This is a genomic window from Pseudomonas sp. NPDC077186 (genome assembly GCF_044543505.1).
GTDB lineage: Bacteria > Pseudomonadota > Gammaproteobacteria > Pseudomonadales > Pseudomonadaceae > Aquipseudomonas.
This window is the reverse complement of record NZ_JBITWE010000001.1, coordinates 1,691,564-1,715,326: the sequence shown is the minus strand read 5'-3', so window position 1 is coordinate 1,715,326 and position 23,763 is coordinate 1,691,564. Positions and strand designations below refer to the sequence as shown.

The 23,763-nt window shown below is 67.9% G+C and carries 21 protein-coding genes; 7 read left to right on the top strand and 14 right to left on the bottom strand.

Translation table 11 applies throughout. The annotated features are described in order from the left end of the window. Together ACIGKL_RS08080 and ACIGKL_RS08075 are read right to left on the bottom strand one after the other, a co-directional pair. Positions 1-1,374 carry a solute carrier family 23 protein gene (locus tag ACIGKL_RS08080; RefSeq protein WP_397486144.1) on the bottom strand — a complete coding sequence of 458 codons (1,374 nt, stop codon included), beginning with the start codon at positions 1,372-1,374 and terminating at the stop codon, positions 1-3. 164 nt (positions 1,375-1,538) lie between these two features. Then, the gene (locus ACIGKL_RS08075) at positions 1,539-3,158 is read right to left on the bottom strand and encodes an acyl-CoA synthetase (protein WP_397486143.1); all 1,620 of its coding nucleotides are present in this window, start codon (positions 3,156-3,158) and stop codon (positions 1,539-1,541) included. A gap of 141 nt (positions 3,159-3,299) precedes the next feature. Here ACIGKL_RS08075 and ACIGKL_RS08070 point away from each other — a divergent pair, with 141 nt between their 5' ends. Both ACIGKL_RS08070 and ACIGKL_RS08065 read left to right on the top strand, forming a co-directional pair. Continuing rightward, on the top strand, positions 3,300-5,234 hold the full coding sequence (locus ACIGKL_RS08070; RefSeq protein ID WP_397486142.1) for a sensor histidine kinase: 1,935 nt from the start codon (positions 3,300-3,302) through the stop codon (positions 5,232-5,234). 264 nt (positions 5,235-5,498) lie between these two features. After that, positions 5,499-6,131, top strand: coding sequence for a response regulator transcription factor (locus ACIGKL_RS08065; RefSeq protein ID WP_397486141.1), 633 nt, complete (start codon positions 5,499-5,501; stop codon positions 6,129-6,131). 4 nt (positions 6,132-6,135) lie between these two features. Here the strand turns inward: ACIGKL_RS08065 and ACIGKL_RS08060 are convergent, their stop codons facing one another. The 7 genes from ACIGKL_RS08060 to ACIGKL_RS08030 all read right to left on the bottom strand — a co-directional run bounded on the left by ACIGKL_RS08060 (position 6,136) and on the right by ACIGKL_RS08030 (position 13,189). Next, positions 6,136-8,751, bottom strand: a complete 2,616-nt coding sequence (locus tag ACIGKL_RS08060) for an EAL domain-containing protein (RefSeq protein WP_397486140.1) — start codon at positions 8,749-8,751, stop codon at positions 6,136-6,138. 102 nt (positions 8,752-8,853) lie between these two features. Continuing rightward, positions 8,854-9,465: a class I SAM-dependent methyltransferase gene (locus ACIGKL_RS08055; RefSeq protein WP_397486139.1), complete on the bottom strand. Its 612-nt coding sequence runs from the start codon at positions 9,463-9,465 to the stop codon at positions 8,854-8,856. Positions 9,466-9,468: 3 nt separating this feature from the next. Beyond that, positions 9,469-9,810: a DUF5629 family protein gene (locus ACIGKL_RS08050; protein WP_397486138.1), complete on the bottom strand. Its 342-nt coding sequence runs from the start codon at positions 9,808-9,810 to the stop codon at positions 9,469-9,471. Between the two features lie 16 nt (positions 9,811-9,826). Next, positions 9,827-10,468 (bottom strand): oxidoreductase, encoded by a 642-nt coding sequence (locus ACIGKL_RS08045; protein WP_397486137.1) that lies wholly within the window; start codon positions 10,466-10,468, stop codon positions 9,827-9,829. Positions 10,469-10,594: 126 nt separating this feature from the next. Further along, positions 10,595-12,319, bottom strand: a complete 1,725-nt coding sequence (locus ACIGKL_RS08040; protein WP_397486136.1) for a C13 family peptidase — start codon at positions 12,317-12,319, stop codon at positions 10,595-10,597. Between the two features lie 109 nt (positions 12,320-12,428). After that, on the bottom strand, positions 12,429-12,884 hold the full coding sequence (locus ACIGKL_RS08035) for a MaoC family dehydratase (RefSeq protein WP_003240173.1): 456 nt from the start codon (positions 12,882-12,884) through the stop codon (positions 12,429-12,431). Positions 12,885-12,964: 80 nt separating this feature from the next. Then, positions 12,965-13,189 (bottom strand): hypothetical protein, encoded by a 225-nt coding sequence (locus ACIGKL_RS08030; RefSeq protein WP_397486135.1) that lies wholly within the window; start codon positions 13,187-13,189, stop codon positions 12,965-12,967. Here ACIGKL_RS08030 and ACIGKL_RS08025 point away from each other — a divergent pair. Genes ACIGKL_RS08025 through ACIGKL_RS08015 form a run of 3 tightly spaced genes read left to right on the top strand, consistent with a single transcriptional unit; the run spans position 13,188 to position 14,858 of the window. Further along, complete coding sequence (locus ACIGKL_RS08025; protein WP_397486134.1) at positions 13,188-13,547, top strand: CidA/LrgA family protein; 360 nt, start codon at positions 13,188-13,190, stop codon at positions 13,545-13,547. The genes ACIGKL_RS08030 and ACIGKL_RS08025 overlap by 2 nt on opposite strands. Then, positions 13,544-14,260, top strand: a complete 717-nt coding sequence (locus ACIGKL_RS08020; protein WP_397486133.1) for an LrgB family protein — start codon at positions 13,544-13,546, stop codon at positions 14,258-14,260. The genes ACIGKL_RS08025 and ACIGKL_RS08020 overlap by 4 nt, the downstream gene beginning before the upstream one ends. A gap of 7 nt (positions 14,261-14,267) precedes the next feature. Further along, the gene (locus ACIGKL_RS08015) at positions 14,268-14,858 is read left to right on the top strand and encodes an LON peptidase substrate-binding domain-containing protein (protein WP_397486132.1); all 591 of its coding nucleotides are present in this window, start codon (positions 14,268-14,270) and stop codon (positions 14,856-14,858) included. Positions 14,859-15,018: 160 nt separating this feature from the next. Here the strand turns inward: ACIGKL_RS08015 and ACIGKL_RS08010 are convergent, their stop codons facing one another. The 4 genes from ACIGKL_RS08010 to ACIGKL_RS07995 form a co-directional block, all read right to left on the bottom strand. Further along, positions 15,019-15,159, bottom strand: a complete 141-nt coding sequence (locus ACIGKL_RS08010; RefSeq protein WP_397486131.1) for a DUF2474 domain-containing protein — start codon at positions 15,157-15,159, stop codon at positions 15,019-15,021. 9 nt (positions 15,160-15,168) lie between these two features. Then, positions 15,169-16,176, bottom strand: coding sequence for a cytochrome d ubiquinol oxidase subunit II (gene cydB, locus ACIGKL_RS08005; RefSeq protein ID WP_397486130.1), 1,008 nt, complete (start codon positions 16,174-16,176; stop codon positions 15,169-15,171). Positions 16,177-16,178: 2 nt separating this feature from the next. Beyond that, a complete protein-coding gene (locus tag ACIGKL_RS08000; RefSeq protein WP_397486129.1) occupies positions 16,179-17,618 on the bottom strand; it encodes a cytochrome ubiquinol oxidase subunit I in 1,440 nt (479 codons plus the stop codon). Positions 17,619-18,696: 1,078 nt separating this feature from the next. Continuing rightward, positions 18,697-19,974, bottom strand: coding sequence for an acetyl-CoA C-acetyltransferase (locus ACIGKL_RS07995; RefSeq protein ID WP_397486128.1), 1,278 nt, complete (start codon positions 19,972-19,974; stop codon positions 18,697-18,699). A gap of 157 nt (positions 19,975-20,131) precedes the next feature. Here ACIGKL_RS07995 and ACIGKL_RS07990 point away from each other — a divergent pair, with 157 nt between their 5' ends. Next, complete coding sequence (locus tag ACIGKL_RS07990) at positions 20,132-21,487, top strand: 3-oxoacyl-ACP reductase (protein WP_397486127.1); 1,356 nt, start codon at positions 20,132-20,134, stop codon at positions 21,485-21,487. A 74-nt stretch (positions 21,488-21,561) separates the two neighbouring features. Here ACIGKL_RS07990 and ACIGKL_RS07985 read toward each other — a convergent pair whose 3' ends face one another. Continuing rightward, a complete protein-coding gene (locus ACIGKL_RS07985) occupies positions 21,562-22,554 on the bottom strand; it encodes an AraC family transcriptional regulator (RefSeq protein WP_397486126.1) in 993 nt (330 codons plus the stop codon). 176 nt (positions 22,555-22,730) lie between these two features. Here ACIGKL_RS07985 and ACIGKL_RS07980 point away from each other — a divergent pair, with 176 nt between their 5' ends. Then, the gene (locus ACIGKL_RS07980; protein ID WP_397486125.1) at positions 22,731-23,588 is read left to right on the top strand and encodes a MaoC family dehydratase; all 858 of its coding nucleotides are present in this window, start codon (positions 22,731-22,733) and stop codon (positions 23,586-23,588) included. Positions 23,589-23,763: the final 175 nt, after the last annotated feature.

The following is a 23,763-nucleotide window of genomic DNA, read 5'->3' as shown; positions in this document are numbered from 1 at the left end:
TCAGTCGGCCTCGGCCGCTTCGTTCGGTTTGTCCTTGATGCTGGTGAATTTAAGCAGATGGGTGCGTTCGACCAGGATGTACAGCGCGGCACCCGCAGCCAGGCCCCAGCCCGCGCCGTAGACGGCGAGCACAACACCCATGGTGCCGGCGATGCCGCGCTCGGTGTTGTTGTTGAGCTGCTCGAAACCGACCATCAGGCAGATGTAGCCAGTGAGGATCAGCGTCAGCGACAGGGCGATCGGCAGTACCGGCTGGAAGAAACTGACCAGCGGCAGCATGAACAGCGCGGCGAAACCGGTGATCCAGAAGGTGCCGGCGCCGCTGTAGATCGAGTCCATCGCCTTGCGCCCGTACTTGTAGCGCTCGGCCATGGTCGCCGCCACTGCCGTCCACAGCGGGCCGGCCAGGCCCGGGTAGGGCGCGAAGAAGGCGTGCAGGGCGTTGCGGATGGCGGTCACCAGGTGGATGCGGTCGACGTTGTTTTCGATCACCTCGTCGGTGCGCAGTTCATCGGCGCGTTGCATCAGCGACTGGCCGACGATGATGTCGCCGAAGGCGATCACGTAGGCGATCACCGCGGTGGGCACGGCCAGCATGAACACGTCCAGGCTCGGGAAGCCGACGTTGAATGGCAGGTAGTTCCACATCTCGCCGAAGGCCGGCGCGGTGATGCCCCATTTCACGTCCGGCATCTTGTACTCGCCCACGGCGATGCCGATGAAGATGGCGATCAGCATGCCCGGCACCATGCCGTAGTTGACGATCTTGCGGGCGAAGGGCACGCGCTCGGTCAGGCCCTTGAACGACACCGAGAACATCAGGTACAGGCAGATCAGGCTGCCCAGCACCAGGGAAATCGGCGTATTGGCCAGGCGGCCGCCAGCGCTGATCTCGCCCATCAGTGCGGCGATACCGGCGCCGATGATGATGCCGCCCTTCATCGAGTTGGGGATCAGTCGTACCAGTGCACTGCCCAGGCGGGTGACGCCGAGGAAGAGGAAGATCACGAACACCAGAAATTGCAGGGCGAACAGTGCCTGAATGGCCGCAGGGCCCGGCTCGTAGTTGCCGAGAAACAGCAATACCACGGGAATGCCGGGGGTGATCCAGCCCGGCACCAGCGGCACGCCGAGCAGCGCCGGCAGCATGAAGCCGATACCGCACACCACCACATAGGCCAGGGCCACGTCGTAGGGCAGGCCGAGGTATTTCTCCAGCAGCGGGATCATCGCCAGGCTGACCACGAACATGATCAGCGCCTGCAGCATCTCCGCGGTTTCCCAGCGGTAGTGCACGAAGGGCAGGCGCAGCTTGAACGGGCCGAGGGGCCAGTGCGGTTGTTCGTCGCCGTCACGGCGCTGGAAAATTTGCATGAGGGTTCTCCGTCGGCCGCCTGGGCCGGTTCTTGTTGTTGTGCAAACGGTGGGCTGCGGTCTGTGGGAGGCGCTTTCGGCTCGGGCATCCTGCTTCGCTCTACCTCCTGCATCCATGCAGTCGTAGCGGCGACGCTCGCGGCTGAAGCCCCTCCCACAAGGGATCAGAGCGCCTTGGCCATATCGCGCAGGACGAACTTCTGGATCTTGCCGGTGCTGGTCTTGGGCAACTGGGTGAAGACCACGGTCTTGGGCACCTTGAAGCCGGCCAGGTGTTCGCGGCAGAAGCTCATGATCTCGCTGTCGCTGGCCTGCTGGCCGGTCTTCAGGGTGATGAAGGCGCAGGGCGTCTCGCCCCATTTCTCGTCCGGTCGGGCGACCACGGCCGCTTCCAGCACCGCCGGGTGGCGATAGAGCACCCCTTCGACCTCGATGGTGGAGATGTTCTCGCCGCCGGAGATGATGATGTCCTTGAGGCGGTCGCGGATCTCCACATAGCCGTCGGCATGGCACACGCCCAGGTCGCCGGTGTGGAACCAGCCGCCCTCGAAGGCCTCGGCGGTGGCGCTGGGGTTCTTCAGGTAGCCCTTCATCACGGTGTTGCCGCGCATGAAGATCTCGCCGATGGTCTGGCCGTCACGCGGCACCGGCTCGAGGGTTTTCGGGTCGGCGACCATCACCCCTTCCAGGGTCGGATAGCGCACGCCCTGGCGCGCCTTGATGGTGGCGCGCTCTTCCAGCGGCAGTTCGTCCCATTCGGCGTGCCAGGCGCACAGCGTTACCGGGCCATAGACCTCGGTGAGGCCGTAGACGTGGGTGACGGAAATGCCCATTTCTTCTACCGCGCCGATCACCTTGGCCGGTGGCGCGGCGCCGGCGACCATGGCCTTGACCGGATGATCGATGGCCGCCTTGGCCTCGGCCGGCATGTTCACCAGGGCGTTGAGCACGATGGGCGCGCCGCACAGGTGGCTGACCTGCTCGTCACGGATCAGGGTGAGAATCTTCGCCGGGTCGACGCGGCGCAGGAACACGTGCACACCGGCCAGGGCGGTGATGGTCCAGGGGTAGCACCAGCCGTTGCAGTGGAACATCGGCAAGGTCCACAGGTAGACCGGATGGTTGCCCATGTTCCAGGTCATCTGGTTGCCCATGGCGTTGAGGAAGGCGCCGCGGTGGTGATAGACCACGCCCTTGGGGTTACCGGTAGTGCCGGAGGTGTAGTTGAGGCTGATGGCCTGCCACTCGTCCGCCGGCCACTGCCAGGCGAATTCGGGGTCACCCTCGGCGAGGAAGGCCTCGTAGTCCAGATCGCTGACTGCCTGGCCTTCGCCGTACTCAGGGTCGTCGACGTCGATCACCAGCGGCGGGTGGTCGAGCATGCCGATGGCGGCGTGGATCACGTCATGGAACTCGCGGTCGGCGATCACCACCTTGGCCTCGCCATGCTGCAGCATGAAGGCGATAGCCTCGGCGTCCAGGCGCACGTTGAGGGTGTTGAGCACCGCGCCAATCATCGGCACGCCGAAATGCGCTTCGAGCATCGCCGGAATGTTCGGCAGCATCACCGCCACCGTGTCGCCCTGGCCGATGCCACGCCCGGCCAGCGCCGAGGCCAGGCGCCGGCAGCGTGCGTAGGTCTCGGCCCAGTTGCGGCGAATCGAGCCATGCACCACGGCCGGGTAGTGCGGGTATACCGCCGCGGTACGCTCGATAAAGCTCAGAGGGCTGAGGGCGACGTGGTTGACGGCGGCGCGGCCGAGGCCCTGCTCGTAGATCGACATGGCGGATACACCTTTGGCTGATTGTTAGCTCTGGTTATTCCGGTAATGATGCAGGCATTACCGAAGCTTGCTGGCGGTAATTTATAGGTCATTTCTATTCTTTATGGAAGTTGTACCAAGGTTTTATAGAATAATTACTATATGAAAACTGACGCTCATCTCCCCGCCGTTCCCCTGCAGTCCTGGCTGCGCATCCAGCGCGAGGCTCCGCCGCTGGGCGAGCGGGCCGAGGCCCTGCGCCAGGCTCTGCTGGGCTGCCCGCAGGTGCGCCAGGCCTGGTACCTGGCCTGGCAGCCGGCCAGTCGTACCTACGCTCAGGTGGATAGTGGGCCGCGCCTGCCGCCGGGCATGGGCGATCCGCTGGAGGCCAGCGACGAGGCGCTGTTCGCCGCGCTTGGCGAGCAGTCGAGCCTGACCTTCGACGCCCTGCGCCGGCTGCCGTGCTGGCTGGCCGGGCGTCTGCGCCGCGCCGCGCTGCATCATGGCCAGGCGCTGGCCCTGCAGCTGCGGCCCGGCCAGCCCGGCGTGCTGCTGTTGCAGGTCGACGAGGCGGCCGGGCTGGAATGGCTGCCCTGGCTGCGCGAACTGCTGGCGCAGATGGTCGAACTGGCCTCGGGGCTGGCGCGTAGCGCGCCGCTGCTATCGGCCGACCCGCAGCCGGCGTTGCTGCTCGATGCGCGCGCACGGCCGCTGGAGTTCAACCAGGCGTTGCAGGCGCTGCTCGACGAACGTCCGCTGGCCCGGGTCGGTGAACTGCTGCCGGTCAATCATCTGCCGCTGGTGCGCGCCTGCTTGCAGCAGTCGCGAGCCATCGAAGCGGTGGAGGCACAGGACGGCGAGCGCATCCTGATCTGGAGCTTTATTCCCGATGTGGCAGAGCAGCGGGTGCTGGCACGCTGCCGCGAAGCGACCCAGGAGATTCGCGAGCAGCGCGAGGCCGCGCGGGCGCGGCGGCTGTACCGGCTGATTACCGAGAACACCACCGACCTGATCTCCCGGCATACCCCGGACGGCGTATTCCTCGACGCCACGCCTGCCAGTTGGACGCTGCTCGGTTACTGGCCGGAAGAGCTGCGCGGCATGGCGGTCGACGGCCTGCTGCATGCGCAGGACCAACTGCAGCAGGCCAAGCAGGCGCGCGAGGCGCTGGAGCAGGACGGCTACCACACCATGACCTACCGCATCCGCCACCGCGACGGCCACTACCTGTGGTTCGAGACCGCCAGTCGCGCCATTCGCGAGACCTACACCGGCGCGGTGGTGGAGGTGGTCAGCGTGTCGCGCGACATCACCGCGCGCATCCAGGCCGAGGAGAACAAGCGCCGCCTGGAGGACGAGCTGGCGCACACCACGCGGCTGATCACCCTGGGCGAACTGGCCTCGGGCATCGCCCACGAGATCAACCAGCCGCTGGCCGCGGTGGTCAACTACGCCAGCGCCAGCCAGCGCTACCTGCAGGGCGTCGGCGGCGAACCGGCCGCAGTCGACAAGGTGGCCCAGGGCCTGGCGCGTATTACCGAGCACGCCAACCACGCCGCGGCAGTGATCAAGCGCCTGCGCGCCTTCCTGCGCAAGGGCCAGCGGCGCATGCAGGCGCTTAATCTGGCCGAGGTGGCGCGCGAGGCGGTGCGCCTGTGCAACTGGGAGGCCGGTGCGGCGCAAGTGGCGGTCAGCGACGTCTTGCCGGACAATCTGCCGCCGGTATTCGCCGACCGCGTGCTGCTCGAACAGGTGCTGCTGAATCTGCTGCGCAACGCCATCGAGGCCAACCGCGAGCTGCATCCGGACGCACCCTCGCAGATTCGCCTGGAGGCTGGCGAACGCGACGGCGGCCTGGCGATTCGGGTGATCGACCAGGGGCCCGGTGTCAGCGACGAGCAACTGGGCAAGCTGTTCACCCCCTTTTACACCAGCAAGGCGGACGGCCTTGGCCTCGGTCTGTCCATGAGCCGCAGCATCGTCGAAGGCTTCGGCGGTGCGCTGGAGGCCTATGCGGCCGAGGGCGGCGGGCTGTGTCTGGAATGCCGTTTGCCGCTGGGTAGGGACGATGAGTCGTTGTCGAACAGTCGCGGCTAAAGCCCCTCCCACGGAATATGCAAGCTATGGGAGGTAATGCTGTTCACTTAATGTTGCACGCGTTTGGCTCCCCTCTGCCATTGATGGGAGAGGGGCTGGGGGAGAGGGCCGAAAACACCGCGAAACCGCCGGTTTTCCCCTCTCCCCAAAGGGGCGAGGGGACTGAGCGTGTTTGACCGTTTCTTCAGTGAACAGCATCACTCTGTGGGAGGGGCTTTAGCCGCGACCCATGAAACGCATAACAACAAGAGGAGCAGCACGCAGATGCAACAACGGGTTTATGTGGTCGACGACGACCAGGGCATGCTCGACTCGACGCTCTGGCTGCTGGAATCGGTGGGCCTCAAGGGTGTGCCCTTCACCAGCGGCCGCGCCTTTCTCGAGGCCTGCGACCCGACTGCCAATGCCTGTGTGCTGCTCGACGTGCGCATGCCGGGCATGGGCGGGCTGAACGTGCAGGAAGAGATGCGTGCGCGCGGCATCGAGCTGCCGGTGATCTTCGTCAGCGGCCATGCCGATGTGCCCATCGTGGTGCGCGCGTTCAAGGCCGGTGCGGTGGACTTCATCGAGAAGCCCTACAACGAGCAGCTGTTGCTCGACAGCGTGCAGCAGGCGCTGGATCGCCGTCCGTCCCGGCCGCGGCACGATCCGCGGCTGGCCGAGGTGCAGGCGCGGCTCGATCAGCTCACCCCGCGCGAGCGCGACGTGCTGCTGCCGCTGGTGCGCGGCTACACCAACCGCGAAGTCGCCGAGCAGCTGGAGATCAGCGTGAAGACCGTCGACCTGTACCGTTCGCGGGTGATGAAGCGCATGCAGGCCGAGACGTTGGCGGAATTGGTGGGCATGGCCATCGCCGCCGGCCTGGTGGATGGCCTGGCGCTGCGCGAGACGGCCTGACGCCTCAACTCTGCTGGCCCGCGCCCTGGCGCACGCCGGCCGGCGTCGGGCCGTGCAGGCCGAGTTGCTCGGCCGGCTGCGGGGCGCCGTAGAGATAGCCCTGGAAGTAGTGACAGCCCAGGCGCAGCAGGGCGTCGCGCTGCGCCTGGCTCTCCACACCCTCGGCGATCACCCGCAGCTCCAGCGCCTGGCCCAGGGCCAGGATGGTGCGCACTATGGCGGTGTCGCTGGCGCTGTCCTGCAGGTCGTGGACGAAGCTGCGGTCGATCTTCAACTGGTCCAGCGGCAGGCGCTTGAGGTAGCTCAGCGACGAGTAGCCGGTGCCGAAGTCGTCCAGCGAGAAGCGCACGCCGTGGGCCTTGAGCTGAGCCATCTTGCCGATCAGCGCCTCGATGTCCTGCACCAGCTGGCTTTCGGTCAGCTCCAGTTCCAGGCGCTGCGGGTCGGCACCGCTTTCCTCCAGGGCGGCGAGCACGTCGGCGACGAAGTCGGGGTGATGGAACTGGCGCGCGCTGACGTTGATCGCCAGGGTCAGCCCGGCCTGACGCGGGTCCTGCGCCCAGCTGGCCAGCTGGCGACAGGCGCTGTGCAGAATCCAGCGGCCCATCGGCAGGATCAGCCCGCAGCTCTCGGCCAGCGGAATGAACTCGCCCGGCGGCACCAGGCCGCGTTGCGGGTGCTGCCAGCGCACCAGCGTCTCGACGCCGAGCATCTCGCCGCGCTGGTCGACCTGCGGCTGGTAGTGCAGCAGCAGCTGGCCGTCGGCCAGGGCGCGGCGCAGCTCGTGTTCCAGGGCGGCGCGGGCGGCCAGCGCCTGCTGCATGCGCGGGTCGAAGAAGCGCAGGGTGTTGCGCCCGGCGGCCTTGGCTTCGTACATCGCCAGATCGGCGTGCTTGAGCAGCTCCTCCGGTCGGTCGTGAGGCTGGGAGAACAGCGCCACGCCGATGCTGGCGCTGCTGTCGTGGCTGTGTCCGGGCAGCTCGAAGGGCATGGCCAGGGCGCGCAGGAGCTTGTCGGCGACCTGTTCGATGGCGGCGATGGCGGCCTGCGGCTCGGGGTCGAGGTTTTCCAGCATCAGCACGAACTCGTCGCCGCCCAGGCGCGCCAGGCTGTCTTCCTGGCGCAGCTGATCGAGCAGGCGATCGCCGACCTGCTGCAGCAGCAGGTCGCCCATGTCGTGGCCGAGGGTGTCGTTGAGCTGCTTGAAATTGTCCAGGTCGATGAACAGCAACGCGCCCTCGCGGCGGTTGCGCGCGCTGCGCGCCAGGGCGAACTGCAGGCGTTCGAGCAGCAGGCGGCGGTTGGGCAGGCCGGTCAGTGCGTCGTAGTAGGCCAGTTGGTGGATCTGTTCGAGGTTCTTCTTGTGCTCGCTGATGTCGGTGGAGATGCCGCACAGGGCGTAGATGCTGCCGTCGGCGGCGCGCAGCGGCAGCTTGACCGAGAGGTAGGTGCGCTCGCGCCGGCCGTTGCGCGAGCGGTTGGTTTCCTCGGTTTCCATGCGCTCGCCGCGCAGCACGCGGCGGTCGTTGTGCTGCAGCGCCAGCACGGTCTCGGCGTCGAAGAAGGCGGCATCGGTCTGGCCGATCACCTGCGCCGGCGGCAGCCCGAACAGCTCGCAGACCTTGCGGTTGGCGTACTGGTAGCGAAATTGCGGGTCCTTGATGTAGATGTAGGCCTCGACGCTGTCGAGGATGGTGTTCAAGCGTTCTTCGCTGGCCTTGAGGTGACGGGTCTTGTCCGCCACCTGGCGGCGCAGCAGCAGGCCACCGCCGACGGCCAGCGCCAGCAGCAGGCCGAGCGTCGCCAGGCCCCACCAGAGCAGGGTGGGCACGCGCCAGCGCGCCTGCTCGCCGCCCCAGCGCTGCAGCACCTGGTAGTAGATCGAGTCGGGCGCGTCCTGCCAGGCCTGCAGATGCCGGTCGATGGCGCTCAGCAGGTCGGCGTTGCTGCCCTTGCGCGTGGCATAGAACAGCTGCGCCGGCTGGAACATGATCGGCGTGCCGGTCAGGCGGTAGCTGGGCGCGTTGAAGTCGCCGAACAGATGATTGGCCGCCACCGCATCGGCCTGGCGCGCCACCACCAGCTCGAAGCCCTGGCGCAGATCGCGCAGCGGAATCATCTGCGCCTGCAGGCCGAAGCTGTACAGCAGGTTCTGCAGGTACTGGTACTGGATCGAACCCTCCAGCGCGGCGATGCGCAGGCCGCGCAGGTCGAGCACGCTGCGCAGCTGCACTTCCTCGTGGCTGTACAGCTGCGACCAGCTGAACAGCGACGGCACGCGGTGGAAATCCAGCACGCGGGCGCGCTCCTCGTTGAAGGCGACGTCCGGCAGCAGGTCGATCTCGCCGTCCTGGGCCAGCTGCAGGCACTGTTGCCAGGCGCAGGGCACGGGCTGCAGCTGCCAGCCCTCCTCGCGGGCGATGGCCAGCAGCAGTTCGCCGAGGATGCCGGCGGGCTGGCCCGCGTCGTTCTGGAACAGCTTCGGCTCGTTGGCATACAGGCCGACGCGCACCGTGCGCGCCTCGGCCAACAGCGGCCAGGCGCCCGCCAGCAGGGCCAGGCACAGGGCCAGGCGCTGGGCGAACGGGCGGAGACGGATGGACGGCGTGGCGGGCTTCATGCGCGAGTCGGCTTCCCTTCGGTGGAGGTCCAACAACCTGAGTTGCAGTATGGCCTGCCGCGGCGAGGATGCGAGCCGGGCGGTCGTTCGAGGCGCGGGCCCTCAGTCGGCCCAACCGCGATAGACATGGGTCATCGGCCGCGGGCCCTTGAGGTAGCCGCTGTCCAGCTGGCGGATATGAAAACCGCCGGCCTCGATCAGCGCGGGGATGTCGCGGTCCAGGTGGCAGCCGCCGGCCAGCGGTTTCCACCAGGGCGTCAGGCGCTTTTGCCAACGAACCACGGGTAGATCCGGGGCCAGGCCGTGCTCGCCGAACAGCAAGCGGCCGCCGGGCTTGAGCACGCGGCGCATCTCGCGCAGGGCCGCTACGGCGTCGGGGATGGTGCACAGGGTGAAGGTGCAGACGATATCGTCGAAGCTGGCGTCCTCGGCTTGGATCTGCCCCAGTTCCAGGGCGATCATTTCCACCGGCACCGCGCAGGCGGCGGCGCGGCTGCTGGCCAGGGCCTGCATCGCGGCGGACGGGTCGACGCCGACCACCGCGCTGACCTGCTCGGGGTCGTAGAAACCCAGGTTGAGGCCGCTGCCGATGCCGATCTCCAGCACCCGCCCACGCGCCAGGGGCACGAGCTGCGCGCGCAGCTTCATCACGTCGCCCATGCCGCAGGCGAAATCGATCAGGTGCGGCAGGATATGGCGCTCGTAGAGGCCCACGGTTCAGGCCTCGTCGGCGTCGTCGTCAGCCTCGTTGTCGCCGCGAAAGGCGGCGAAGCACTTGAGGCTGTGGCTCGCGTCGCTGCCGTCGAGGCGCCAGCTGTCGTCCTCCGCGACGTGCCGGGCGGCCTGCACCGCGGCCAGGGAGAACTGCCACAGGCGGCGCTCGCGACCATCGATGCAGTGCACCTGCAGCAGTGGCTTGGTCGCGCTGTCGGCGCTGACGCTGCCTGCGCTGACCTGGGCCAGCAGTTCGGTGTCGAGGTCGAACTGCCAGGCGTGCAGGCCGTCGATCTCCAGCATGTCGGCGTTTTGCAGGGCTTCGATCAGGCTTGTCGGTTGCATGGCTTCGTCCACGGCGTCAGCGCCCGAGGCGGCGCAGGTCGGAGGACTCTATCACGCGCACGCCGTCCTCTTCCTCCAGGGCCAGGCGCCACAGCGCGCGGGCCAGGGCGCAGGCTTCGATGCCGCGGTACTTGCCCGGCAGCCAGCGCAGCAGCGGCGCGGCCAGGCGTTCGCCGAGGCGGAATTCGCGGCGCGCGCCGAGCAGCAGCGAGGGGCGGACGATGGTCAGTTGCGGCCAGTCCATGGCTTGCAGCGCCTGTTCGGTCTCGCCCTTGACGCGGTTGTAGAACACCGAGGAATTAGGATCGGCGCCGAGGGCGCTGACCACCAGCAGATGCCGCGCGCCCAGCTCGCGGGCGCGGCGGGCGAAGGCCAGGACCAGGTCGTGATCGATGGCGCGGAAGGCCTCCTGCGAGCCGGCCTGCTTGATCGTGCTGCCCAGGCAGCAGAAGGCGGTGTCGACGGGCCCGGCCAGCTGCGGCAGCAGCTCGGCCAACTCGCCCACCGGGTTGTCCAGGTGGGCGTGGGCGGCCAGCGGCCGGCGCGTCGGCGCCAGCACGCGGGCCACGGTGGGTTCGCTGAGCAGGCGGTCGAGCAGGTGTTCGCCGGTGAGGCCGGTGGCGCCGGCGAGCAGGATGTGCTGCGGGGTCAGGTACATGCAGTTGTCTCTTGTCCGTTACAGCTGAGCTTAGTCGTTGGCGTCGTTGCTGGCCGAATGTAAATGAGCATCCGAGCCTGTTTTTAACGTAGCGGGGCCGACGCGCAGCAGATCGTACGCAGGTTCTCAGTCGTTGTCGTCGTTGCTGGCCACGGCGCTGAGGGCGCGTTCGGCCTGGCTCTGGCGCAGGCTGCGCCAGTGCTGGAGCACGCCGCGCGGGGCCCAGATCTGCGGTTCGGAGGCTTGATAGTCGTCGGCCTGTTCGCGTTCGGCGACGCGTTCCTTGGCCAGTTCGAAGGCGCGTTCGAGGTTGTCGGTCTCGCCCAGGGCCTCGGCGAACAGGGCGCGGCCGAAGTAGGTGAAATCGTTCTCTTCGCTGCAGCCGAAGGATACCCGGTCGGCGCGCGCGGCGGTCATCACCAGGGTCTTGTCGTCCTTGAGCGGCGGGATGAAACCGCCGGAATAGCAAGCCGAGATCACCACCACCTTGTGGCGCTGCTTGAGCGGGGCGAGCAGCGCGGCCAGCTCGCTGGCGGGCAGGTCGGCCAGCTGCAGGCGCGGCTGGTCGAGGTTGAGCTCGTGCTCGCGCGAGCCGTGGCTGGTCAGGTAGATGAACACCAGGTCTTCCTCGCCGCTGCGCTCGGCCAGGGCCTGCACGGCGCGGCTGAGGTTCTCGCGGGTGGCCAGCGGGCGGTCGGCGAGGTGGTCGCGGTGGTTGATCAGGCTGATGCTGCCGTGGGCGCCGAAGCGCTCGCGGAGCAGGCGGCTGACGTAGTCGGCCTCGCGCATGAACACGCTCTGCTTGCCGTCGCCGGCCAGGGTCAGGGCGTACAGCTCGCGCGCCGGAGTGGAGGCGGGCAGCGCGGCGATGGCCTCGTCGAGCAGCCGGCCCTGCTGCAGCAGGCCCAGTTCCAGGGCATCCGGCAGGGCCTGGCCCTGTTCGTCGCGCACGCGCCGGCCGCGTTGCCAGGTGCCGGCCTGGCGGCTGCCGTCGGCCTGGGTCAGGGTGCCGTTGCCGGCATAGTCGCCGGCGACGAACTGGCCCTGGTAGTGGCTGCCGTCGGCCAGGGTCAGCAGGCCCTCGCCCTGGTAGCGCCACTCCTCGAACTGGCCGACATAGCGGCTGCCGTCGCTGCCGATGTACTCGCCCGGGCCGCCGAGCACGCCCGCGCTGAATTCGCCGCTCCAGACGTCGCCGGCCGCGCTCTGGTAGCGGCCCTTGCCGTGGAACTCGCTGTCCTTGAAACCGCCGCTGTAGGTGTCGCCCTCGGCGTTGCCGAAGCTGCCCTGGCCGTTGAGCTGGCCCTGGCTGAACACCCCGCTGAACTGGTTGCCGTAGGCGTCGCGGCGGACCCCCTGGCCCTCGGGCTGGCCATTGACGAACTGGCCCTGGAAGCTGCTGCCGTCGGCCGTTTCGAGTTTGCCCAGGCCGTGGAAACGGTCGTCGGCGAACTCGCCCTGGTAGCGCTGGCCGCCCTGTTCCAGCAGGCCTTCGCCGGCGAAGCGGTTGCGCGCGAAACCGCCCTGGTAGCGGCTGCCGTCGCTGTAGGTGAGGGTGCCCTGGCCGTGGAACATGCCCTGGCGAAATTCCCCCAGGTAATGTTCGCCGCCCGGGCCCTGCCATTCGCCGGGGCCGTCGAGCTGGCCGTCCTTGAACCGGCCGACGAACCAGCTGCCGTTGCGGTAGTCCAGGCGCCCCGGGCCCTGCAGCAGGCCGTCGACTATCTCGCCGCGGTACTGCGCGCCGTCGGGCAGCACGGCATCGGCCGGCAGCAGGCTGCGCACCTCGTCGCAGCCGCCGAGCAGCAGGGTCAGGCAGAGGGGCAATAGGCGCGGCACAAGCGGCTTCATGGCAGACGTCCGGGTCGGGGCATTGCCGGCAGTATGCCGCAAGCGCGGGCGCTTGCGCTGCTGCGCCGCACGCTTTGGCGAAGGGCGGGGCGGAGCCCGCCGCGAGGGGTCAGACGAAGCAGAGGGTCAGCGGTTCGGCGATATAGGCCGGTTTCTCCTGGCCTTCGATCTCCAGCACGGCGCGGGCCTTGAGCAGCCACTGGCCGGGGTTCTTCTCGTTGGCGTCGGTCAGGGTCACCGTCAGGCGCACCTTGGAATCGACCTTCACCGGCTGGATGAAGCGCACGCTGTCGAGGCCGTAATTGACCGCCATCTTCAGGCCCTGGGGCATGATCATGATGCCTTCCATCAGCATCGGCACCAGCGACAGCGACAGGAAGCCGTGGGCGATGGTGGTGCCGAAGGGGGTCAGCTTGGCCTTTTCCGGGTCGACGTGGATGAACTGGTGGTCGCCGGTGCATTCGGCGAACTGGTTGATGCGCTGCTGGTCGATGGTCAGCCACTCGGACTTGCCGAGTTCCTTGCCAACATAGTCCTTGAGCTCTGCTACGGGTACGAACGGCATAGTTCCTCCTTGAGGACGCGGGTGTTGTTGTTTTTGCGTGGAACCCTTGCCGGCTAGATCATCACGAGGCCGGCAGCGGGTCAAGCCTGCTTCGCCGCACTGAATGACGCGGCATAGGCGCGGCAGGCGTGGCAAGATAGGGGCCAGCGCGCGGCCATCGCGCCTATAATGGCCGGCATGTCCTTGAAGATGCCCGAATACCCCTGAGAACTCGTTGGCGATCTGCTGCGCGGCGGCTTTGCTGCGTTGGCGAGCGCAAACAGCTTCCGCCATTCGGCATCGCACCTTTCGGAGATCTTGCCCATGCTGCTTCGCGGCCTGTCCTGGCTGGTGTTGTGCCAGTTGCTCGGTACCGCCCTCAACGTCCTGCTGCTGCCCATGCTGCCCGGGCCGATCATCGGCATGCTGTTGCTGCTGGTCTTCCTCATGCTGCGCGGCGAGGTGGGCGAGCCGCTCAGCGTCGCCTCCAGCAGCCTGCTCAAGTACCTGCCGCTGATCCTGGTGCCGCCGGCGGTGGGGGTGATGGCCTATGCCGGCGACATCCTCGCCGACTTCTGGGCGGTGGCCGGCGCGCTGCTGCTGTCGCTGCTGCTGTCGGTGGCCTTCGCCGGCTGGCTGATGCAGAAGCTGATCGAGCGCCAGCAGCGCCGGGAGCAGGCATGAGTCCGGACTGGCAGGGCGCCTGGCAGGCGCTGACCCATCACCCCTTGTTCGGTATCGGCATCACCCTGGGCGCCTACCAACTGGCCATCGCCGCCTACGAGCGCACCCGCTGGGTGTTCCTGCAGCCGGTGCTGGTGTCGATGCTGACGGTGATCGGCATCCTGTTGCTCTGCGGCCTGAGTTTCGCCGAGTACAAGAGCAGCGTCGCCGCCCTGACCCTGCTGCTCGGCCCGGCCACCGTGGCCCTGGCGGTGCCGCTGTACCTCAACCTGCGGCGCATTCGCCAGCTGTTCTGGCCGATCGTGCTGACCCTGCTGCTCGCCGGTACCCTGGCCACCGTGTTGGGCGCCGGGCTGGCCTGGCTGTTCGGCGCCGAGCGGCTGATGCTGATGAGCATGGCGCCGAAATCGGTGACCTCGCCGATCGCCATGCTGGTGGCCGAGCAGATCGGCGGCATCGCCGCGCTGGCGGCGGTGTTCGTCATGCTCACCGGGGTCATCGGCGCCATCGTCGGGCCCTCGTTGCTGCGCCTGTGCGGGGTGCAGCATCCGGCGGCGCAGGGCATGGCGCTGGGCATCACCGCGCATGCGGTGGGCACGGCGCGGGCGTTGCAGGAAAGCGACGAATGCGGCGCCTTCGCCGCCCTGGCCATGAGCCTGATGGGGGTGATCACCGCCGTGCTGTTGCCGCTGGCGATCATTCTGCTGCTGTGAGGTGACGATGAATCTGCCGCTGTTTCCGCTTAATACCGTGCTGTTCCCCGGCTGCATGCTCGATCTGCAGATTTTCGAGGCGCGCTACCTGGACATGATCAGCCGCTGCATGAAGCAGGGCAGCGGTTTCGGCGTGGTCTGCATCGTCGAGGGTGAGGAGGTCGGCGAGGCCGCCAGCCGCTTCGCCGCGCTCGGTTGCGAGGCGTTGGTGCGCGACTTCCAGCAGCGGCCCAACGGCCTGTTGGGGATTCGCGTCGAAGGCGGACGGCGCTTCCGGGTACGCAGCGCTCAGGTGCTGCCGGATCAGCTGACCATCGCCGAGGTGGACTGGCTGGACGAGGCCGCGGAACGCCCGCTGCTGGCCGAGCATGCCGACCTCGCCGCGCTGCTGGCGGCGCTGGCCGAACACCCGCTGGTCGCCTCGCTGGGCATGGGCGGCGTGGCCGTCGGCCAGGCGCAACTGGCCAACCAGCTGGCCTACCTGTTGCCGCTGGAGCCGGCGCAGAAACTGCAGTTGCTGCAGCAGGACGACCCCGGCGCGCGCCTGGCCCAGCTGCAACTGTTGCTCGAGCAGTTGCAGGGTGAGTCTGGCGGCTGAGCTAGCAGGCCGTTGAAAAACGTAGGCGAGGCAGCCAGCGCAAGGCAAAAACAGGTGAAAAAGCGGAGTTTACGAGTAGTAAATGAGCATTTGACCGGGCTGGCGTTCCAGCCTGTTTTTAACGTCGCGATGGCAACGCAGGTAGTTTTTCAACAGCCTGCTAGGGCGTGCCCATCCCTGCCGCCTGCATAAACAGGCGCAGCAACCAGGACAGCGCACCCAGGGCCAGTACGCTGCAGCCCCAGATCAATACCAGCCAGCCCAGGCGCTGCCACAGCGGTTTCTTCTCGGCATCGTGCATGGCGCGCCCTCAGTGGTAACCGTCTTCCTGGGTCACCTTGCCGCGGAACACGTAGTAGCTCCAGGCGGTGTACATCAGGATGAAGGGGATGATGAACAGCGCGCCGACCAGGATGAAACCCTGGCTCTGCGGCGGCGCGGCGGCCTCCCAGATGCTGATCGACGGCGGGATGACGTTGGGCCACAGGCTGATGCCCAGGCCGCTGTAGCCGAGGAAGATCAGCACCAGGGTGAGCAGGAAGGGCGAGTAGTGGGCGTTGTCCGCCACCGCCTTGAGCAGCGCCCAGGTGCAGACCAGCACCAGCACCGGCACCGGCATAAACCAGAACAGGTTCGGCAGGCTAAACCAGCGCTCGGCGATCTCCGGGTGCGCCAGCGGCGTCCACAGGCTGACGATGCCGGTCACCGCAAGCAGGACGAACACCAGCGGCCGCGCCAGGTCGTGCATCTGCAACTGCAGGCGGCCTTCGGTCTTCATGATCAGCCAGGTGCAGCCGAGCAGCGCGTAGGCGGCGATCAGCGCCAGGCCGCAGAACAGCGAGAAGGGCGTCAGCCAGTCCAGGGCGCCGCCGGCATAGGTTCGCTCGACCACCTCGAAACCGTCGATATAGGCGCCCAGCGCCACGCCCTGGAAGAAGGTGGCGGTCAGCGAGCCGCCGATAAAGGCCTTGTCCCACAGGTGGCGCTTGGCTGCCTTGGCCTTGAAGCGGAACTCGAAGGCCACGCCGCGGAAGATCAGCCCCAGCAGCATCAGGATCAGTGGCAGATAGAGGGCGTCGAGCACCACCGCGTAGGCCAGCGGGAAGGCGCCGAACAGCGCCGCGCCGCCGAGCACCAGCCAGGTCTCGTTGCCGTCCCACACCGGCGCCACGGTGTTCATCATCACGTCGCGCTCGCCCTCGTCCCGGACGAAGGGGAAGAGGATGCCGATGCCCAGATCGAAGCCGTCCATCACCACGTACATCATCACGCCGAAGGCGATGATCACCGCCCAGATCAGCGAAAGATCGATACCCATATTCAGGCCCTCCCGCCCGGCAGATCGGTTTCCGTGTCGTCGAAGTCCTCTTGCGCCGCCGACAGCGGCCGCGACGGCGTGCGCGGCTGGCCCGGGCCGCCCTGGGTGACTTCCTGGCCCTCGTCGATCTGCGGGCCCTTGCGCACCAGGCGCAGCATGTAGCCGATGCCGGCGCCGAACAGGGCGAAGTAGACCACCACGAACAGCGCCAGGGTCAGGCTCATCTGCGCGAAGCTGTGCCCGGACGAGGCGTCGGCGGTGCGCATCAGGCCCTGGACGATCCACGGCTGACGGCCGATCTCGGTGGTGTACCAGCCGGCGAGGATGGCCAGGATGCCGGACGGGCCCATCCACACCGCCAGGTGCAGGAAGGGCCGCGAGGCGAACAGCCGGCCGCGGTAGCGCAGCCAGGTGCCCCAGAGGCCGACCAGGATCATCAGCAGGCCCATGGCGACCATCACCCGGAAGGTCCAGAACACTATGGTGGCGTTGGGCCGATCCTCGGGCGCGAACTCCTTCAGCGCCGGCACCTGCTGATCCAGGCTGTGGGTCAGGATCAGGCTGCCCAGCGCGGGAATCTCGATCTTGAAGCGGGTTTCCTCGCGCTGCATGTCCGGCCAGCCGAACAGGATCAGCGGGGTCGGCTCGCCGCTGCTGTTGTCCCAGTGGCCTTCCATCGCGGCGATCTTGGCCGGCTGGTACTTCAGCGTGTTGAGGCCGTGTAGGTCGCCGATAAAGGCCTGCACCGGCGCCACCAGCAGCGCCATCCACACCGCCATCGACAGCATCTTGCGGATCGCCGGGTTGTCGCGGCCGCGCAGCAGGTGCCAGGCCGCCGAGGCGCCGACAAAGAAGGCGGTGGCGAGGAAGGCCGCCGTGGCCATATGCGCCAGGCGATAGGGGAACGAGGGGTTGAATACCACGGCAAACCAGTCCACCGGGATCACCCGCCCGTCGACTATCTCGAAGCCCTGCGGGGTGTGCATCCAGCTGTTGGAGGCGAGAATCCAGAAGGTCGAGATCAGCGTGCCGATCGCCACCATCAGCGTGGAGAAGAAGTGCAGGCCCGGGCCGACGCGGTTCCAGCCGAACAGCATGACGCCGAGGAAACCCGCCTCGAGGAAGAAGGCGGTGAGCACCTCATAGGTCAGCAAGGGGCCGGTGACCGCCCCGGCGAAGTCGGAGAAGGCGCTCCAGTTGGTGCCGAACTGGTAGGCCATGACCAGGCCGGAGACCACGCCCATGCCGAAGTTGACCGCGAAGATCTTCGCCCAGAAGTGATAGAGGTCGCGGTACACCGTCTCGCCGGTTCTCAGCCACAGGCCTTCGAGCACGGCCAGATAGCTGGCCAGACCGATGGTGATGGCGGGGAAGATGATGTGAAAGGAAATGGTGAAGGCAAACTGGATTCGGGCGAGATCGAGCGCCTCTAAACCGAACATGGCACATCCTCATACAGGTTATCTCGGACCCGGCACGGTCAGCCGGGCCACAGACTCCAGGCGTTGGAGTCACAGCAAGGCGCAATTGTTCTTGTCGAGCGAGGCGCAGCGGAGGTCGGGCCCAATGGCCCGCAGGCGCAAACCCACCAAGGTTGTATTGACCTGGATCAATCCACGACGAAAAGACTAGCGGGTCTGGGCGTGCTTGACGCTGTGGTGATTTGCCGCGCGGCAGGCCACCGCAGGGGCGTAGGGTGCGCAGCCGGGCAAAAAACGCCGGGAGCGTTTTTTGGCGTCGCGCCGCGACGGCCCGCAGGCTGGCCGCCAGGGATGGCAGGCCGCAAAAAAGGCTATGTCCCAATTGCATGTTGCACGGCGACAAACCGTAGGTTGGGTTGAGGCGCGCAGCGACGAAGCCCAACGAGACATGCCGATGCCCGTTGGGCTTCGCTGCGCTCAGCGCCAACCTACCCATCCATGTAATACCTAACGGGTACATAGCCCAAAAAGGTTATGCCCCAATTGCATGTTGCACGGCGACAAACCGTAGGCTGGGTTGAGGCGCGCAGCGAAGCCCAACGAGACATGCCGATGCCTGTTGGGCTTCGCTGCGCTCGGCGCCAACCTACCCATTTATGCAACAGCTAAGGGGTACATAGCCCAAAAAGGTTATGCCCCAATTGCATGTTGCACGGCGATAAACCGTAGGTTGGGTTGAGGAGCGCAGCGACGAAGCCCAACGAGACATGCCGATGCCTGTTGGGCTTCGCTGCGCTCGGCGCCAACCTACCCATCCCTGCAATACCTGGGTACATAGCCCAAAAAAGGTTATGCCCCAATTGCGTATTGCACGGCGACAAACCGTAGGTTGGGTTGAGGAGCGCAGCGACGAAGCCCAACGAGACATGCCGATGCCTGTTGGGCTTCGCTGCGCTCAGCGCCAACCTACCCATTCATGCAACCGCTAACGGGTACATAACCCAAAAAAAATAGGCGGCCGCGCATCGCGCGGGCCGCCCCAATTCACGGAGTTGCTTACATCCCGTGAGCGCGATGACTGGCGCTCACCGACATTGGATTACTTTTCCAGGATCGCGGTCACACCCTGACCGCCGGCGGCGCAGATGGAGATCAGCCCGCGCCCTTGGCCTGCCGCCGCAAGCAGCTTGGCCAGGTTGGCGACGATGCGCCCGCCGGTGGCGGCGAAGGGGTGGCCGGCGGCCAGCGAGCTGCCCTTGACGTTCATCCGGCTGTGGTCGATGGCGCCCAGCGGCGCGTCCAGGCCCAGGCGCTCACGGCAGTAGTCGGCGTCTTCCCAGGCCTTGAGGGTGCACAGCACCTGGGCGGCGAAGGCCTCGTGGATCTCGTAGTAGTCGAAGTCCTGCAGGCTCAGGCCGTTGCGCGCCAGCAGCCGCGGCACGGCGTAGACCGGCGCCATCAGCAGGCCCTCCTTGCCCCGGACGAAGTCCACCGCCGCCGCCTCGCCGTCGCGCAGGTAGGCCAGCACCGGCAGGCCGCGCGCCTTGGCCCAGTCCTCGCTGGCCAGCAGCACCAGCGAGGCGCCGTCGGTCAGCGGCGTGGAGTTGGCCGCGGTCAGGGTGCCGCGCGGGCCGCGCTCGAAGCAGGGCTTGAGGCTGGCGAGCTTGTCGGCGCTGATATCGGCGCGCAGGTTCTGGTCGCGGGTCAGGCCGCGAAACGGCGTGAGCAGGTCGTCGTGCCAGCCTTCGGCATAGGCGGCGGCGAGTTTCTGGTGGCTGGCCAGGGCCAGCTGGTCCTGCTCGTCGCGCGGGATGGCCCAGCGCTGCGCCATCAGCTCGCAGTGCTCGCCCATCGACAGCCCGGTGCGCGGCTCGCCGTTGCGCGGGATGGCCGGGGCCAGGTGGCGCGGGCGAATCTGCAGCAGGCTCTTGAGCTTGTCCATCGTGCGCTTGCCGCGGTTGGCCTCCAGCAGAATCTTGCGCAGCCCCTCGTTGACCCCGATCGGCGCATCGGAGGTGGTGTCGACGCCGCCGGCGATGCCGCAGTCGATCTGCCCCAAGGCGATCTTGTTGGCCACCAGCAGCGCCGCCTCCAGCCCGGTGCCGCAGGCCTGCTGCAGGTCGTAGGCCGGGGTCTCGGGCGCCAGGCGCGAGCCGAGCACGCATTCGCGGGTCAGGTTGAAGTCGCGCGAGTGCTTGAGCACGGCGCCGGCCACCACCTCGCCGAGGCGCTCGCCGTGCAGGTTGAAGCGCTCCACCAGGCCCTCGAGGGCGCTGGTCAGCATCTCCTGGTTGCTCGCCGTGGCGTAGGCGGTGTTGGAGCGGGCGAAGGGGATGCGGTTGCCGCCGACTATGGCGACCCGGCGTAGCTGGGCCATGCTGACTCCTTGCGAATAAAGATTGGGCTACAGGCTAGCGTGCGCCGCCGCATCTGCATTGGCCGCCTTGCCGCGGCCCCAGGCAGTGCGGTCAATTGCGCGTTGCCCGTCACTGCGTAGAGTGATGCAACTTTTGATGCGCCCGCAGGAGCCTTTCATGTCCGACCCTTACCTCGCCTTCGCCAACTCCGCCGCCGGCCGCCGCCTGGTCGGCGCCCTCGGCCTGCCGGCGCCGCTGCGCTTGGAGCGCTGGCTGGCCGGCCGCATGCGCCCGGTGGACGGCGCCCTGCTGCTCGGCGGCGAGGGCAACCTGCTGCCGGCCGTGCAGCCGTTCGCCGGCAAGCTCAGCGATCAGCTGTTCGCCGCCCGCGAAGGCCAGCTGGAGCTGCCGCGCTGGACCGCCGAGCACGGCCCCAAGCTCAAGGCGCTGCTGTTCGACGCCAGTGGCCTGACCCGCTTCGAGCAACTGATCGAGCTGCGCGACTTCTTCCAGCCGGCGTTCAAGGGCCTGGGCCACTGCCCGCGGGTGGTGCTGCTGGGGCGCGCCCCGGAAGCGCTGAAGGACCCGGTCGCCGCCAGCGTGCAGCGCTCGCTGGAAGGCTTCAGCCGCTCGCTGGGCAAGGAGATCCGCCGCGGCGGCAACGTGCAGCTGCTCTACGTCGGCAAGGGCGGCGAGCAGCCGCTGGAAGGCGCGCTGCGCTTCTTCCTGTCGCCGAAGAGCGCCTACGTCTCCGGCCAGGTGCTGCGCCTGGGGGGCTGCACCGAGCAGGTGCGCGACTGGACGCGGCCGCTGGCCGGCAAGAAGGCGCTGGTCACCGGCGCCTCGCGCGGCATCGGCGCGGCCATCGCCGAAGTGCTGGCGCGCGACGGCGCCGAGGTGATCCTGCTCGACGTGCCGCCGGCCGCCGCGGCGCTCGAGGCCCTGGCCGCGCGCCTGGGTGGGCGCGGCGTGGCCCTGGATATCTGCGCCGAGGACGCCGCCGCACAGCTTATTGACGCGCTGCCCGACGGCGTCGATATCCTCGTGCACAACGCCGGCATCACCCGCGACAAGACCCTGGCGAAGATGAGCGATGCCTTGTGGAACTCGGTGATAGACGTCAACCTCCGGGCCCCGCAGCTGCTGACCCAGGCCCTGCTGGACGCCGGCAAGCTGCACGACAACGGCCGCGTGGTGCTGATCGCCTCGATCAGCGGCATCGCCGGCAATCTGGGGCAGACCAACTACGCGACGAGCAAGGCCGGGGTGATCGGCCTGGCCCAGGCCTGGGCGCCGGCGCTGGCCAAGCGCGGCATCAGCATCAACGCGGTGGCGCCGGGCTTTATCGAGACGCAGATGACCGCCGCCATCCCGCTGGGCATCCGCGAGGCCGGGCGACGGATGAACTCGATGAGCCAGGGCGGCCTGCCGCAGGACGTCGCCGAAGCGGTGGCCTGGTTCGCCCAGCCCGGCTCCGGCGCGGTCACCGCGCAGGTGCTGCGCGTTTGCGGGCAGAGTCTGCTGGGCGCCTGAGTGGAATTGGTGGGCTAAAGCCCACCCTACCAGGCAGTAGGGTGGGCTTTAGCCCACCGATTCGACCGCTCGCCTCACACCTTGCCGCGCTTGCGAAACTCCACCGGGGTCTCGCCGACCCAGCGCTTGAAGGCGCGGTAGAAGGTGCTCGGCTCGGAGAAGCCGGTGCGCTCGACTATCACTTCGATGCGCTCGTCGGTCTTCAGCAGCAGCTCCTTGGCCAGCCGGCAGCGGTAGTCGGTGATCAGGTCGTTGAAGCGCACCCCGGCCATGGCCAGGCGTTCGCGCAGGCGCCGCGCCGGCATGTTCAGGCGCGCCGCCACCTGCTCCAGGGTGGCGCCGCCATCGACCAGCAGCTCGCCGATTAGCTCGCGCACCTGGCGCACCAGGTCCAGCCGCTCCACCTCGGCCAGTTGCCGACGGGCCAGCGACTCGTGCATGCGCAGCAGCTCCGGCGCGGCATGGCGCGAGGCCTTGTCCAGCACCGCGGCGTCGAACACCAGGGCGTAGTCCTCGGCGCCGAGCCGTGCGGGGCAGCCGTAGACCTGCTGGTAGCGCGCCGCCGGTGCGCCTGCGGCATGCATCAGGCGCACCTCGCGGGCGACGAAGGCGCCTTCGGTCAGCGCGTCGAACAGGCGGATCACCGCGCCGGCGAGCATCTCCGGAAAGTGCCGCGGCGTATCGGGTGCCAGGCCGAGGCTGAGCACGGCGCGTTCGCCCTGCACCTGCAGGCCGGCGTTGAGCGTGTCGGAGAGCAGGCGCACGTAGCGCAGGGCGTGGCGCAGGCCGCTGCCGAAGGTGTCGCTGGAGAGGAACAGGTATTCCAGCAGCAGGCCGTGGAAGGCCGGCAGGTGCTGGGCCAGGAACAGGCCGACATGCTCCTGTCCGCATTCGTCGCTGGTGGCTTTCCAGAACTGCGCCTGGGCGCTGTGCGGGAAGCGTCCGGCAGGCAGGCCGCCGGGCGCCAGGCCGACGCGCGCCAACACCCGGTCGGGGTCGGTTCCGCTGGCACGCAGGGCTTCGATTACCGGGCGCATCAGCGCCACATCGTCGGTCAGATCACGCATTTTCTAGGTTTTCTTGTTATCCGTGAGGCGCCGCCATCTTAGGGGCAGCGGAGGCCATGGCGCAAACCGGCGCGGCCGGCGGATTGACTGGCTTGCCGCAGCGGCGGGCAGCACAGCCAATGTCGGGACGAGCGGGGCGGCTAAGCTGCTGCATTCATTTGCCGAGGAGTTTGCCCATGGTCGTCGACTGGCTCGACCTCAACGCCCCGCCGGCCTTGCCCGGCCTGTTCCTGCGCGCCGCGTTGCGGCGCAAGGTGAGCGGTCGGCGCCTGCCGGAGCTGGGCCTGCGCTGCCCGGTGGAGGTCAACCCGGCGCATCTGGCGCGCTACCGCCAGGTCTGCGGCATCGCCGAGAGCGCCTATTTGCCGCCGGTCTACCCGCATATCCTCGCCTTCGGTCTGCAGATGAAGTTGCTTACTGACCGCCGCTTTCCCTTCCCGCTGCTCGGCCTGGTGCACCTGGAGAACCGCATCCGCGTGCTGCGCCCGCTCGGCGGCCTGGGGCCGTTCCAGGCCAGCGTGCAACTGGCCGACCTGCAGGCGCACGACAAGGGCGCCAGCTTCAGCCTGATCACCCGCCTGGAAGACCAGCTCGGCCTGCTCTGGGAGGGCGACAGCCGCATCCTCTGCCGCGCCCTGCGCCTGGATGGCCAGCCGCAGCCGCGCGCGGAGCAGGCGCCGTTGCCGCTGGCGCCGCTGGCCGACTGGGCGGCGCCGGCCGATACCGGACGGCGCTATGCGCGGGTGGCCGGCGACTACAACCCGATCCACCTGTATGCGGCCAGCGCCAGGCTGTTCGGCTTTCCCCGCGCCATCGCCCATGGCCTGTGGAACAAGGCGCGCTGCCTGGTCGAACTGCAGGCGCGGCTGCCGCTGGCGGGTTACGAGGTGGAGGTGCGCTTCCAGAAACCGGTGCTGCTGCCGACGCACGTCGCCCTGCAGGCCAGCGAACCCGCGGCGAGCGGCCAGTTCCGCTTGAGTGGCGAAGGCGACGTGGTGCATATGGCCGGCAGCTGGCAGCCGCTGCCAGCCTGAAGTAGCCCGGTGGGCGCACCGCCATCCCCGTAGGAGCCGGCTTGCCGGCGATCCGCGACTTGAAGCATCGCCGGCAAGCCGGCTCCTACGCAAAGCACCATTCCTCCGGGGCGATAGAACAGCTTCTATACCTTGCAGTGCGCCCTTTTCGAGCCGAAGCTATGCGGCTCGAAAG